This is a genomic window from Xanthobacter wiegelii (assembly GCF_043193855.2).
GTDB lineage: Bacteria > Pseudomonadota > Alphaproteobacteria > Rhizobiales > Xanthobacteraceae > Xanthobacter > Xanthobacter flavus_A.
The window spans coordinates 2622259-2635830 of sequence record NZ_CM195529.1 but is presented as its reverse complement, the minus strand read 5'-3'; the positions used below and the strand labels follow the sequence as shown (position 1 = coordinate 2635830).

The 13572-nt window shown below is 67.7% G+C and carries 11 protein-coding genes and 1 tRNA gene; 3 read left to right on the top strand and 9 right to left on the bottom strand.

What is annotated here, in order from left to right; translation table 11 throughout:
- Window positions 1-450 precede the first annotated feature (450 nt).
- Window positions 451-810 (bottom strand): septal ring lytic transglycosylase RlpA family protein, encoded by a 360-nt coding sequence (locus tag V5F63_RS12190; protein WP_394101943.1) that lies wholly within the window; start codon window positions 808-810, stop codon window positions 451-453.
- A 261-nt stretch (window positions 811-1071) separates the two neighbouring features.
- On the opposite strand from V5F63_RS12190, the gene V5F63_RS12185 reads away from it, so the two are divergent.
- Window positions 1072-1149, top strand: a tRNA-Pro gene (locus V5F63_RS12185).
- A 444-nt stretch (window positions 1150-1593) separates the two neighbouring features.
- Window positions 1594-2463, top strand: a complete 870-nt coding sequence (locus V5F63_RS12180) for an MBL fold metallo-hydrolase (RefSeq protein ID WP_394029153.1) — start codon at window positions 1594-1596, stop codon at window positions 2461-2463.
- 160 nt (window positions 2464-2623) lie between these two features.
- Here the strand turns inward: V5F63_RS12180 and V5F63_RS12175 are convergent, their stop codons facing one another.
- Window positions 2624-3088, bottom strand: a complete 465-nt coding sequence (locus V5F63_RS12175; RefSeq protein ID WP_394101942.1) for an SAM-dependent methyltransferase — start codon at window positions 3086-3088, stop codon at window positions 2624-2626.
- A gap of 120 nt (window positions 3089-3208) precedes the next feature.
- Between V5F63_RS12175 and mazG the strand changes: the two genes are divergently transcribed.
- A complete protein-coding gene (gene mazG, locus V5F63_RS12170) occupies window positions 3209-4069 on the top strand; it encodes a nucleoside triphosphate pyrophosphohydrolase (RefSeq protein ID WP_394101941.1) in 861 nt (286 codons plus the stop codon).
- 15 nt (window positions 4070-4084) lie between these two features.
- On the opposite strand, the gene hflX is transcribed toward mazG, so the two are convergent.
- The 7 genes from hflX to V5F63_RS12135 all read right to left on the bottom strand — a co-directional run bounded on the left by hflX (window position 4085) and on the right by V5F63_RS12135 (window position 13405).
- On the bottom strand, window positions 4085-5389 hold the full coding sequence (hflX, locus tag V5F63_RS12165) for a GTPase HflX (RefSeq protein WP_394029150.1): 1305 nt from the start codon (window positions 5387-5389) through the stop codon (window positions 4085-4087).
- Between the two features lie 242 nt (window positions 5390-5631).
- The gene (gene hfq, locus V5F63_RS12160) at window positions 5632-5886 is read right to left on the bottom strand and encodes an RNA chaperone Hfq (protein ID WP_209490536.1); all 255 of its coding nucleotides are present in this window, start codon (window positions 5884-5886) and stop codon (window positions 5632-5634) included.
- A 163-nt stretch (window positions 5887-6049) separates the two neighbouring features.
- The gene (locus V5F63_RS12155; RefSeq protein WP_394101940.1) at window positions 6050-6907 is read right to left on the bottom strand and encodes a D-amino-acid transaminase; all 858 of its coding nucleotides are present in this window, start codon (window positions 6905-6907) and stop codon (window positions 6050-6052) included.
- Window positions 6908-6921: 14 nt separating this feature from the next.
- Window positions 6922-8331 (bottom strand): TrkH potassium transport family protein, encoded by a 1410-nt coding sequence (locus V5F63_RS12150; protein ID WP_209489212.1) that lies wholly within the window; start codon window positions 8329-8331, stop codon window positions 6922-6924.
- 23 nt (window positions 8332-8354) lie between these two features.
- Window positions 8355-9731 (bottom strand): Trk system potassium transporter TrkA, encoded by a 1377-nt coding sequence (gene trkA, locus V5F63_RS12145; protein WP_209489211.1) that lies wholly within the window; start codon window positions 9729-9731, stop codon window positions 8355-8357.
- Between the two features lie 107 nt (window positions 9732-9838).
- Window positions 9839-11206 (bottom strand): nitrogen assimilation response regulator NtrX, encoded by a 1368-nt coding sequence (gene ntrX, locus V5F63_RS12140; protein WP_209489210.1) that lies wholly within the window; start codon window positions 11204-11206, stop codon window positions 9839-9841.
- Window positions 11207-11209: 3 nt separating this feature from the next.
- Complete coding sequence (locus V5F63_RS12135; RefSeq protein WP_394101939.1) at window positions 11210-13405, bottom strand: sensor histidine kinase NtrY-like; 2196 nt, start codon at window positions 13403-13405, stop codon at window positions 11210-11212.
- Window positions 13406-13572 lie beyond the last annotated feature (167 nt).

Genomic DNA, 13572 nt, shown 5'->3' with positions numbered 1-13572 from the left:
GGCCCGTCAGCAGCCGGAGCGAATCTGGTCGGCATCCACACCCGTTGAGGAGGTCGCCGCACGGGCACCAGCCGAGCCGGGCCAGCGTCTGCCGCGCGAGCCTTTGCGCCCCGGGCCGCCCGAGCAGTATCTGCCACCGCATCTGAGGTCGGAGCCGCGTGTTTCGGGCCAGCCGCCCATGGCGGCGCCCGTGCTCTCACGCGACGACGTGCATCGCATGCAGTCCGCGCTGTACGAGCTGGGCGAATGCCGCCGGCTGATGGAAGGCCTCACCGGCCACCGGGGGGCCGCGCGGGCCGAGGACTGAGGCGCGCGCGCATCCAAGCGCTCATGATTGATCGGGAAGGCCGGGCGGCGCCCCAAGGCGCGCCGCGCCCGGCCTTCTTCACATGTGCCGCGATATTGCACGCGGCATGGGCCGCGACATGTGCCGCGAGCTTGGCTCCGTGCTCAGTCGATCACAGCCAGAGAGACGCGGGTGATGCCCGAGCCGGTAAAACCGAGCTCGGAGGCTGCGGCCTTGGACACGTCGATGACCCGCCCGCGGACGAACGGTCCGCGATCGTTGATGCGGACCACGACGGCTTTTCCATTACGGAGATTGGTGACACGCACCTTGGTGCCGAAGGGTAGGGAACGATGGGCGGCCGTGTAGGCCGAGGGGTTGAAACGTTCACCACTCGCGGTGCTGCGGCCTTGCCAATAGTAGGAGGCGATGCCGGTGGAGGTGTCCGCGTTCGCCATGCTCGGAACGGCCATGGAGGCCGGCAGGGACAGGGCGACGCAGGACAGGACCACGCGTATCTTCATCCGTTCAATCTTCCGTGTTGTTGAGGAAGATCGCCGAATGACCGCGCAATCGGGCCACATTGACACCATTCGCCGGCGAAAGAGTGACGATTCGTTCTCCTTGCCACAATCCTGCCGCGATAATTGGCGGAAACGCACAGCTTAAGGTGGTATCTTTTTCCCGTCTTCTGGAAGGCTGGGGAGAGCTTATCGTCTTGGGCCCAATCGGGAGGGTAGGGGCTTGCCGCGGTCCCGGCGATGGTCTAAACCCCGCCTCCACGTCGGAGCGTAGCGCAGCCCGGTTAGCGCACTAGTCTGGGGGACTAGGGGTCGGAGGTTCAAATCCTCTCGCTCCGACCATTTCCATCTCCATCATATGCCACCGCCCTTCCGTCAGCCGCGCGCGATGGCTGTCGTCGACCCCCTTATGGTGGCTCGCCTTCCTCTCCCTGCCCCTCGCCTTATCCGCTGCCCTGACCCGATCCGCTGCGTTGACCGGCTTGGGCCGCCACCGCATGGCTATGGTCGCCGCTCAGCGGCCGCCTCCGCGTGCCACAACGGCTACTGCGACCCCTTCATCTGAAGTGTTAAGCGAATCGCGACTCGCATCCTTATGATGACGCAGGCTTTCCCGCTCAGATTCGTGTGGCACATGAGGGGGCGGAGACCAGAGAGATTGCCCAACGATTTCGGCCAGACTGAAATATGTTGCATTCCAGCCGCGACGGTGTGACTCCCGCGCCGAATTGGAGCACCCTTCCGGCGATTCTGCACCGGGCGACGCCCGCCGCCGGGAGAGACGTGATGCCCCCCTCCAGCGAGACCGCGACGCTCACCTTCACCATCCTCGGCTGCGGTTCGTCCGGGGGCGTGCCGCGGGTGGGGCAGGGCTGGGGCGCGTGCGATCCGGCCAATCCCCGCAACCGCCGCCGCCGGTGCTCCATGCTGGTCGAGCGCGCAGGGCCTGAGGGCAAAACCACTGTCCTCGTCGATGCTTCGCCGGACTTGCGGGAGCAGTTGCTCGACGTCGGCGTAACCCATCTGGACGCGGTCCTCTTCACCCACGAGCATGCGGACCACACCCACGGCATCGACGACCTGCGGCCGCTGGCCATCCACAATCGCAGGCGCGTCGACATCTATGCCGACGACGAGACCGCCCGGATGCTGCATCAGCGCTTCGGCTATTGCTTCGCCACGCCGCCCGGCAGCGGCTACCCCCCGATCCTGTCCGACCACCGGTTCCGGGAAGGCCGCGAGATCGTCATCGCCGGCGCAGGCGGTCCCATCACCGCGCTACCGTTTCGCCAGCGACACGGCGATATAGACGCCTTCGGCTTCCGCTTCGGCGACGTGGCCTACTCCAGCGACGTGAACGGGTTCCCCGAGAACACCCTGTCGCATCTGCACAATCTCGAAGTCTGGATCATCGACGCCCTCAGGGAGGCGCCGCATCCCTCGCATTTCACGTTGCAGGAAGCGCTGGACCATGTGGGGCTGCTCAAGCCCAATCTCGCGATTCTGACCAACCTGCACACGGACCTCGACTATTCGGTACTCGCGGCGCGCCTGCCGGAGGGGGTCATCCCGGCCTATGACGGACTGCAATTCACCTCGCAGATGCGCGATGGGACAATCCTGAATGAGCGCGGCGGCGCCGAAGCTTCTGGGTAAAACTGATTCGCTCATCGCTTTTGAAGCGAGCGACAAGCTCCTGAAATGATGTGAGAATTTTGTGAATTCATTCGGACTGAAGGCGGCGGGAACGATCAGGCCTCACCTTGGATATTCCATAATATCTCTTCTGCGTTTTTGATGCCGCGCCGTTATCCGGTCACCCATGCTGCACCTTGAGGTCGACAAGCGGCGTGCCGTCGAGGCAGTCGAGGCCGCGGACCATCACGTTCATCCCCTCCACGCCCACGAGGCTCACGACCGAGGATGCGATGGGATTGGGCCGCACGGGCGAGCGCAGGGCGAAGGTGCCGCGCGTGGCGCCGTCGCGCGGGCTCTGGAGCACGAGGTCGCGGCGCGCCCGGTCCATCCAGTAGAGCACCTGCAGACGTGGACAGTCGGCAACACCCGCCAGCGCATCGGCCCAGCGCGGATCAATCTCCAGCGTGCAGACCGGCCCCTCCTCCGCATCGCCCCGGCGCGGACAGGTGCCGCGCTCGGTCCAGGGTGTGCGGATGCGGCCGATGAAATAGAGCCCGGCGTCGAACCGCTCCGGCAGCGGCACGCTCACCTCGCCGGCGCGGATGTCGTCATCGGTGGGGCGGTCGGGGGCGATCTCGATCATGGGGAATTCCTCGGGGGTGCAGCATAAGCGTCGCCGCCCCACGCTCAAAGGCGGCATCAGGCGCAGTCGCGCCCGGACGCCTGCCGCATTAGGATGGAGGCTCATTCTCCGGAGCCTCCCATGCTGCCCTCCCGCGACATCGCGCGCCTCATCGAGATCATGGCGGCCCTGCGCACCCCGGGCAGTGGGTGCCCGTGGGATCTGGAGCAGACGTTCGCCACCATCGCCCCCTATACGCTGGAGGAGGCCTATGAGGTGGCGGACGCCATCGCCCGCGCCAATCTGCCGGACCTGAAGGAGGAACTCGGCGACCTGCTGCTTCAGGTCGTGTTCCACGCCCGGATGGCGGAGGAGGAAGGGGCATTCGCATTTCCCGATGTGGTGGAGGCCATCACCACCAAGCTCGTGCGCCGGCACCCCCATGTATTCGGCGACGCGCGCGACCTGTCGCCGGAAGCGGTCAAGGGCCTGTGGGCGGAGATCAAGGCGCAGGAGAAGGCGGAACGCGCCCAGGCCCGTGCCGCGGCGGGGCTGCCGCCGGAAGAGGCGGGCACGGGTGCCCTCTCCGGCGTCGCCCTGCCCCTCCCTGCCCTTACCCGCGCGCTGAAGCTTCAGGAGAAGGCGGGCCGCGTCGGCTTCGACTGGAACGACGCGCGGCAGGTTCTGGCCAAGATCCGCGAGGAGACGGAGGAGGTGTCGGAGGCTCTCGATGCGGGCGGGCCCGAGGCCATTCGCGACGAGATCGGCGACCTGCTGTTCGCCGTGGTGAATCTCGCCCGCCATGCCAGCGTCGATCCCGAGACAGCGCTGCGCGGCACCAACGAGAAGTTCACCCGCCGCTTCGGCCATGTGGAGGCCAAGCTCGCCACCGAAGGCCGCCGGCCTGAGGAGGCGAGCCTCGACGAGATGGAAGCCCTCTGGCAGGAGGCCAAGCGGCTGGAGGCGCAGAAGGAGGCGCCGGCGAAGCGCGCAGCCGAATAGGCGCCGCGCACCCTCTTACATGCTGTGAACGCGCCGCGCGCCGAATCGTCGGGTAACGAGGCCGGCGCGTTCGGGGGGAATGCGCAGCGCGACCTGCAGCACGCCGTCCTCGCCGGTGGAGCGCTCCAGCACCTCGCCATGGCGGTAGAGCCAGCCGAGGCCTTCGCCATCCTCTGCCGCGAGCGTCACCGAAAGGGTCACGCGCCCGGAGGTGATGCGGCGCTCGATGACACCGAGGAGGTCGTCGGTCCCCTCCCCGGTCAGGGCCGAGACGGCAACCGGCGCCTCGGCGCCCGCACGAAGGGTCTGGTTTTGCACCTGCTCGCGCGCCTCGGGCGAAAGCCGGTCGATCTTGTTCCACACCTCGATGACGCGGCCGCCGTCCTTCACCTCCACGCCAAGGTCTTCCAGCACGTCGGCCACGTCCGCCGCCTGCGCCTCGGTGTCCGGGTGGGAGATGTCGCGCACGTGGAGGATCAGGTCCGCCTCCAGCACCTCTTCCAGTGTGGCGCGGAAGGCGGCGACGAGCTGGGTCGGCAGCTCGGAGATGAAGCCCACCGTGTCGGAGAGGATGATGCGCGTGCCGTGCGGCAGGTCCACCGCCCGCAAGGTCGGATCAAGGGTCGCGAACAGCAGGTCCTTGGCCATCACCTCGGCGCGGGTGAGCCGGTTGAACAGCGTGGACTTGCCGGCGTTGGTGTAGCCCACCAGCGCGACGATGGGATAGGGCACCCGCTTGCGGCTCGCCCGGTGCAGGCCGCGCGTGCGCTTCACCTGCTCCAGCTCCTTTTCGATGCGCAGGATGCGCTCGCCGATAAGACGGCGGTCGGCCTCGATCTGCGTCTCGCCCGGGCCGCCAAGGAAGCCGAAGCCGCCGCGCTGGCGCTCCAGATGGGTCCAGGAGCGCACCAGCCGGGAGCGCTGGTAATTGAGGTGGGCCAGTTCCACCTGCAACGCGCCCTCCTTGGTACGGGCGCGCATGCCGAAGATTTCAAGAATCAGCGCAGTGCGGTCCACCACCTTGGTGGACCAGGCCTTTTCCAGATTGCGCTGCTGCACGGGAGACAGAGCGGCGTCGAAGAACACGAGGTCGATATGCTCGGCCTTCACCACGTCGGCCAGCTCTTCCACCTTGCCGGTGCCGAGATAGGTCGCCGGCCGGACTTCCGAGAGCGAGATGAGGCCGGAAAAGACCACGTCGAGCTCGATGGCGGCGGCGAGGCCGACGGCTTCGTCCAGCCGCGCCTCGGGGCTGCGCCGCTCGGGCGCGCCTCCCCTGCCCCGCCGGCTCACCACCGGGGTCACGACGGCACAGCGCACGGCCGGCGCGCGGCGATCTATGCCTCGCGTCGGGCCGTGCGGCGTGGTGTGGGGAGGATTTTCGGTATCCGTGCCGGTTTCGGGCAACAGCGCCTCATCTTCGCCGGGGACCGCAATATCTTCCCCGGTGGCGATGGGATCTTCAACCGTGAGGCCTGCGAGCTTGGACGTTGCCGTCTTCGACGTTTCGGTTCTGGACTTCGAACGTCCGCCCGCCTTCTTCCCGCTTTGATGCTCCACGCTTAAGCCTTTTCTCCCCCATCATCCGTGGGATCGAACAACTGAACCGGATGTCCCGGCATGATGGTGGAAATGGCGTGCTTGTAAACCAGCTGCGAATGACCGTCCCGGCGCAGGAGCACGCAGAAATTATCAAACCAAGTGACGACGCCCTGCAATTTCACTCCGTTCACCAGGAAAATCGTGAGGGGAGTCTTGCTCTTGCGGACGTGATTGAGAAAAGTGTCTTGGAGATTTTGTGTCCGTTCCGCCGCCATTTTCGTATCCATTGTTTCGGCGTTGAGGCCCACGGGGCAAGAGCACGACTCGAGCACTCGTCTGGAGCGTACACCCCCGTGAGAGTTGGACCGCTAGAATGGCACAGCCCCATGGCGGCGCAATATTATTTTGCTCCGCAACATGATGCGGCCTGGGGCAAAGTCAGGCGATTTCCGAAAAGTCGTGGAATTTCAGGCGCAAAGCCAGGGCGACGGGGCCTGGGACGCCCGCCCCGACCGGCGTTCCATCGATGGAAACCACCGGCATGATGACGGTCGTCGCCGCAGAAATGAACGCTTCGTCTGCCGCATGGGCTTCCGCGACGGTAAAGGGCCGCTCCTCCACCGTGTAGCCGAGGTCCGCCGCAACCTCGAACGCCACGGTGCGGGTGATTCCCCGCAGGATACCGTTGTCCGCCGGACGGGTGACGATGGTGCGGCCGGCGGTCACGATCCAGGCGTTGGTGGACGCGCCCTCTGTGACGTATCCGCCAGCATCGACGAACCAAGCCTCCCGCGCGCCGGCCTCCTTCGCCATCTGCTTGGCGAGCACGTTGGGCAGGAGGGACACACTCTTGATGTCCACGCGCGGCCACCTGTTCTCCGGCACGGTGATGACCGCAATGCCCTTGCGCGCCAGCGCCTCCTGCGCTTCCCGGTCGGTGCGGCGGGCGGTGACCACTACGGAGGGAACCGTGTCGGGCGCCGGAAAGGCATGATCGCGCCGGGCGACACCCCGCGTCACCTGCAGGTAGACCATGCCGTCGCGCACCCCGTTGCGCCGCACCACTTCCCTGAGAACCGCGGCCAGCGCCGCCCGCGACATGGGCGCGGATATGTGTAGTTCGCGCAGCGAGCGGTCGAGCCGGTCGAGATGCCGCCGCTCGTCCACCAGCCGGCCGCCGAGCACCTCGCAGACCTCATAGACGCCATCGGCGAACTGATAGCCGCGATCCTCCACATGCACGCTGGCGTCGCGGTGGGGGAGATAGCGTCCATTGACGTAGGCGATGCGGGACATGACCGTGCCGGCCCTCAGGTGCGCCAGATGGCGAGATGGATGAAGACGAAGAGCCCGATGATCTCCAGCCGCCCGGCGATCATGCCGATCCCGGCAACCAGCACCGAGCCCAACGGCAGCGAGGAGATGGCCGGCCAGCCGCCCGAGGCGTCGTAGACCGGGCCGGTATTGGTCACCACCGCCGCAGCCGCCGCCAACGCCGCCTCCAGCGAGGGCAGTCCGGGGCTCAGCGCGATCACGCAGACGGCATACATGAAGGCGAGGCTTGCCGCCCCCGCCCACACGCCCCGCATGGCGGAGCCGACGCCGCCCTCCAGCGCCGAGGGCAGCACGATGTGCGGATAGACCAGGCGCAGCAGATCGCCCCTGGTGCGCAGAAGGATGGCCCGCAGCCGCAACATCTTGAGCCCGCCCGCCACGGAAAGCGCGCCGCCGCCCAGCAACACCACGAGAATCACCAACCCCAGCGGCAAGCTGCCATAGGTGCCATCGTGCGGGCCGATGCCGCTGGTGGAAATCAGCGACGCGGCGGTGAACAGGCCGTCCCGCACGGCGTCGAGGGAGGACATCTCGTCGGTGCGGAACAGCAGCGCGCCGAGGATGATGCCGAGCACCGCCCACCAGCCGATGATGATGAGGCTTTCCACCTGCTCCGGTGCAGCGTTGATGCGGCGGGTGATCAGCGCCCGGTGCCAGCGCACGCTGGTGGCGCTGAAGATGAGGAAGGGCAGCAGCAGCCACTTGGGGGTTTCGTCCATCGCCAGCGCCAGCTGCGCCTCGGGCGGCAGGTGCGCGCCGGCGGAGACCACGGCGGTCGCCAGCGTGAAGGCCACATAGAGCGTCTCGCCCGAGACCAGCAGCACCAGCATCGCCAGCGCGGTCGCCGCCAGATAGGCGGGCGCGATCTCGCGCAGCACCTGCACGAGGTCCACCACATCGAGCGCTGTGCCGCCGCGCGGCGTGCGGTCCGGCAGACCGCCGAGCCCCGCCGGTGCCAGCACGGCAACCGCCGTGACCACGGTCAGGAGACCTCCGGCCCATTGCAGCAGGCCGAGGAACACGTAGAGGCTCGCCGGCCCCCGCTGGAGCGCGGTGAGACCCGTCGCGGTGAAGGCGGAGAGCGCCTCGAACCACGCCTGAAGCGGCGACAGGCCGGCGACGATGGCGACCGCCGGCGTCGCCATCAGCGGCAGCACCAGCCACATGCACGCCACCAGCGCCACGGCGCCCGCCCGCGTTATGCGCGTCTCAAGTCCGTGGGTGGTGAAGCGCAGCAGGCCGGCGAGGAACAGGCAGAAGCCGGCCGTCGCGACCCAGACCGCCACCGGCCCGCCGCCGCCGCGCGCGGCGACCGCCATCGGCAGGAGCGCGAGCGCCCCGATGCCGGCGATTCCAGCGGCGAGCGGGCGAGCGGCGTTGGCCATGAGCGCGGAACCTTGCGGTCGGTTCAGAAGAATTCGAGGGCGACGCGGAACAGCTGCTCCACGCGCTTGATGCGGTCGGCGAGGGCGAACAGCACCACCCGGTCATGGGCGCGCACGACGAAATCGCCACGCGGCAGCAGCACCTGGCCGTTCCGCACCACCGCGCCGATGCGCAGCCCGTCGAGCAGGCCGAGATCGCGCAGCGGCTTGCCCACCAGCGGCGAGGTTTCCAGCGCTTCCGCCTCGATCAATTCGCCCGAGCCGTCGAGCAGCGCATGGACGCCGCGAATGCGCCCGCGGCGCACATGCTGGAGCACCTTGGAGACGGTGATCTGGCGCGGGTTCACATGGGCATCGATTCCCAGCCCCCGGGCGAAGGTGGCGTAGCCCTGCTCGTTCAGCAGCGCCAGGATGCGCTTCGCCCCCACCTGCTTGGCGAGCAGGCAGGAGAGGATGTTGATGCGGTCGTCGTTGGTGAGGGCGATCATGGTGTCCGCCTCCCCGACGCCGGCCTCGTCGAGGATCGCGCGCTCCAGCGCGTCGCCATTGAGCACGACGGTGCGGCGCAGTTCCTCCGCGATGGTCTGGGAGCGCTCGCGGGAGGCCTCGATCAGCTTCACCCGGGCGGCCGCGTTGCGCTTCTCCAGCTCGGTGGCGACGTAGTAGCCGATGTTGCCGCCGCCCGCGATGACGATGCGTTGCGCCGGTACCTCGTCGTGGCCGAACAGGGAGAGCGTGCGCTGCACGTGATCGGCCTGCGCGACGAAATAGACGAGATCGCCGGTGAGGATCTGGTCGTTGGAGCGGGGCACGAAGGTGCGCGTCCCCCGGCGCACCGCGACGATGGTCGCCTGGATGTCCGGGAACAGCTCGGTGAGCTGCTTCAGCGGGGTGTCCACCACCGGGCAGTCCTCGAGGCACATGACGCCGACGATGACCACGGCCCCGTCGGCGAAGCTCACCGTATCGGAGGCGCCGGGCAGAGAGAGGCGGCGCAGCACCATCTCGCCCACCTCCACCTCAGGGGAGATGATGACGTCGATGGGCAGCTGGTCGCGGGCGAACAGATCACGCCATTCGGGGGCGAGATAAGTCTGGGCGCGGATGCGGGCGAGCTTGGTCGGCACGTTGAACAGCGCATGGCCCACCTGGCAGGCCACCATGTTCACCTCGTCGTGGAGGGTCACGGCGATGAGCATGTCCGCCTGCTCGATGCCGGCGCGGGCGAGCACGTCCGGGTGGGAGCCCTGCCCCACCACGCCGCGCACATCCAGCTGTTCCGTCACCATCTGGATCCGGCGCGGGGACGTGTCGATGATGGACACGTCGTTCTGCTCACCGGCGAGGCGCTCGGCAATGCCGAACCCCACCTGGCCCGCGCCGCAGATCACGACCTTCATGAACCCTCCCCCCGGCGCCCGGTCCCCTCCGCTCAGCGGACCGGACCTGCCGATGCAGCCCCCTTTTTGGGCACCCCGTCAACCCATCCCGATCTTCACCGGGGCCATCAGCCTACGCCGAGAGCCTTAAGCTTTCGATGAAGGGCCGAGCGCTCCATGCCGACGAATTCGGCGGTGCGCGAGATGTTGCCGCCGAAGCGGTTGATCTGGGCAGCCAGATACTCCCGCTCGAATACCTCCCGCGCCTCGCGCAGCGGCAGGCCCATCAGGTGCTCGCCGCCATTGCCGTTGGGCAGGGTCGGCACCAGCGCGCCCACGTCCGGCGGCAGCATGGCGGCGGTGATGGTCGCTTCCGGATCGCCGCCGGCGAGGATGAGCAGGCGCTCCACATTGTTGCGCAGCTGGCGCACGTTGCCCGGCCAGTCGTGGGATTGCAGCACGGCCATGGCGTCCTCGCCGATGGGGCGGCGCGGCAGGCCGGTGGTCTGGGAGATGCTGTCGAGGAAGAAATCCACGAGATCGGGGATATCCTCGCGCCGCTCGGCCAAAGGCGGTACACGGATCGGCACCACCGAGAGACGGTGGTAGAGATCCTCGCGGAAGCGGCCCTTGGCGATCTCCTCCTCCAGGTTGCGCCCGGTGGAGGAGATGATGCGCACGTCCACGGTCACCTTGTCGTTGGAGCCGAGGCGGGTGAAAGTCTGCTCCACCAGCACGCGCAGCACGCGGTTCTGCGTCTCGCGCGGCATGTCGGCGATCTCGTCGAGGAAGAGCGTGCCGCCGTGCGCCTCCTCCAGCGCGCCGCGCTTCTGCTCCTGCCCCTCTCCTTCCGCCACGCCGAACAGCTCGAACTCGAGCCGCTCAGGCGTCATGGCGGCGGAGTTCAGCACCACGAAGGGCCCTTGCGCGCGCCCGGAGACGCTGTGGATGAGGCGGGCAGTGAGTTCCTTCCCCGAACCGGAGGGGCCGACGATGAGAATGCGGCTGTTGGTGGGGCCGACCCGCTCGATGGTGCCCTTCAGCTGCTGGATGGCGCTGGAGCGGCCGACCAGGATTCGGCCATGCGGCGTCAGCTGCTTCAGCTCCTTCAGCTCGCGCTTGAGGCGCAACGTCTCCAGCGCCCGCTCGGTGACCATCACCAGACGGTCGGCGTTGAACGGCTTCTCGATGAAGTCGTAGGCGCCGCGCTTGATGGCGGCGACCGCAGTCTCGATGTTGCCGTGGCCGGAGATCATCACGACCGGCAGGTCCGGGTGCTGCGACTTGATCTCGTTGAGCAGTTCCAGGCCATCGAGGCGGCTGCCCTGCAGCCAGATGTCGAGGAACACGAGATTGGGGCGCCGCGTGGCGATGGCGCCGAGCGCGCCGTCGGCATCCCTGGCGGTGCGGGCGGAATAGCCCTCGTCCTCCAGGATGCCGGCAACCAGCTCACCGATATCGGCCTCGTCGTCGACGATGAGGATGTCCATGGCCATGGATCAGGCCCTCCCTGCTTGAGGGACCGGTTGCGCCCCGCCCGCGCCGGCCGGTGGTAGACCATCCGCCCGCATGCGGAGCCTGATCCAGGCGCCGCGACCCTCGGGCGAATCATTCAGTTCGATGCCGCCGCCATGCTCTTCCATGATCTTGCCGACGATGGCGAGGCCGAGCCCCGTCCCCTTCTCGCGGGTGGTGACATAAGGTTCCAGCAGGCGGCTGCGCTTGTCGCGCGGCAGACCCGCGCCGTTGTCGATGACGTCGATCAGGAGATCCTCCCCCGCCTCGGTGACGCGGACGCAGATGCGGCCCTTGCCGCGCTCCGCGTCCGGAACGGCCTCGATGGCCTCGGCTGCGTTCTTGAGAATGTTGGTGAGCGCCTGGCTGATGAGCCGGCGATCGAAACGGGCCGGCTGCGCCGCGGGCAGCTCGGCCTCGAAGGTGACGTCCGGGTGTCCGACGCGCATGAGGAACACCGCCTGCCGGACCGTCTCGGCGAGGTCCTGCGCATCCACCACGGGCTTGGGCATGCGGGCGAAGGAGGAGAACTCGTCCACCATGCGGCCGATATCGCCCACCTGCCGGATGATGGTGTCCGTGCACTGGTCGAACACGTCGCGATCCTGGGTGATGTGGCGTCCGTACTTGCGCTTCAGGCGCTCGGCGGACAGCTGGATGGGAGTGAGCGGGTTCTTGATCTCGTGGGCGATGCGCCGCGCCACATCCGCCCACGCCGACGTGCGCTGGGCGGTGATGAGGGCGGTGATGTCGTCGAGCGTCACCACCCAGCCGTGCGCCTCCGCCCCCGATTGCTCGGTGGTGACGCGCATGGCGAAGATGCGCTCGCGGCCGTCGCGCTGCACCGTGATGTTGCCCTGCACCGCCCGCTGGCCGGCCCCGCGCGCCTCCTCGAGCAGCGCGGCGGTCTCCGGCACCACTTCGGCGAGCGGGCGGCCGAGGCCCTCGGCCTCGGTGACGCCGAGAAGCCGCTCCGCCGACAGGTTGAGGATGGTGACGCGCGCGTCCGCGTCGAGGCCGATCACGCCCGCGCCGACACCGGAGAGCACCGCCTCGGTGAAGCGGCGGCGGCTGTCCATCTGGTCGCGGGCACTGACGAGGGCGTTGCGCTGGGTCTTCAGCTCGCCGGTCATCTTGTTGAAGGTCTCGCCGAGAGTGGCGAGGTCGCCCTCGGCGCGGTTCACCGGCACCTGGATGTCGAGATTGCCTTTGGCCACGCGGTCCGCCGCCCACATCAGCCGGCGGATGGGCGCGACCAGCCACTTGGAGAAATTGATGGCCATCCACCCGGCGGAGAGCAGAACAATAAGGGTAATGAAGGAATACATGAGCGCGAAGGTGATCTGCACGCGGAAGCGCCTGTTTTCCAGCGCGCGATAATCGGCGAGCGTCTCGCTCGTGACCTTCAGATAGCCGAGCACCCGTGGGTCGATCGGCCGCGCCACATAGAGGAAGAGATCGTCGAAGCCGGTCAGCGGCACCACGGCGCCCACATAGTCGGCATCGACGTAAATGATGGGCTGCTCGGCGGTCGCCTCATTGATGGCGATGTTGGTCGGGACGAGGAATTCGCGCCCCGTGCGCAGGTTCGCGCGTTCCACCACGGAGAGGTCGCGATGGATGATCTGGGCACCCGGCACGTTGCGGAGTGCCGCCTGCGCCGTCAGCACCTGGCGGAACTTTTCGATGTCGGTGTCGTAGAGAGTTTTCTGCTGCGACAGGTCGTTCGCCATGGCCAGCGCGTCGCCCCGGATGGAGAGCGCGTGCTCGCGCACGTAGGTTTGCGCCACCGAAGACGCCGAGCCGACGATTTCCTGCGTCCGCTCGGAGAAATAGCGGTCGAGCGTCCGGTCGAGGGTAAAGCTCGCCACCAGCGCCACCACCACCGCCGGCACCACGGCGACGCCGGCGAACAGACCGATGATGCGCACATGCAGGCGCGAGGCCGCCCGCCCGCGCGCGCGGGCCCGGAAAATGCGCCAAACTTCCCGGCCGATGATGGCAACGAGAACAAGCACGGCGGCGCCGGCCGCCGCCAATACCCCGTTCACCACCTCCTCGGTCGGCACGATGGAGGTCAGGCCCATGATGATCGCGAAGGTCGCGACCGCCAATGCCAGCGACAGGGCAACCACAATCGGCACGACCAGACGCGCGAACAGGCTGCGCCGCGGCCTCATGTCTTTTGCGGCGTATCCAACCGCCTCATCGCTCATGTGTGCCTGACCATCCCAGAGCTACCGGCCGGCGCGACGACTCGCGCGACCCCGAGTGATGCAGTGGAACGACACTGGTGCAAAAATGTGACAGACGCATCCCCCCTCCACCGCATTTCAGGTGATGAGGC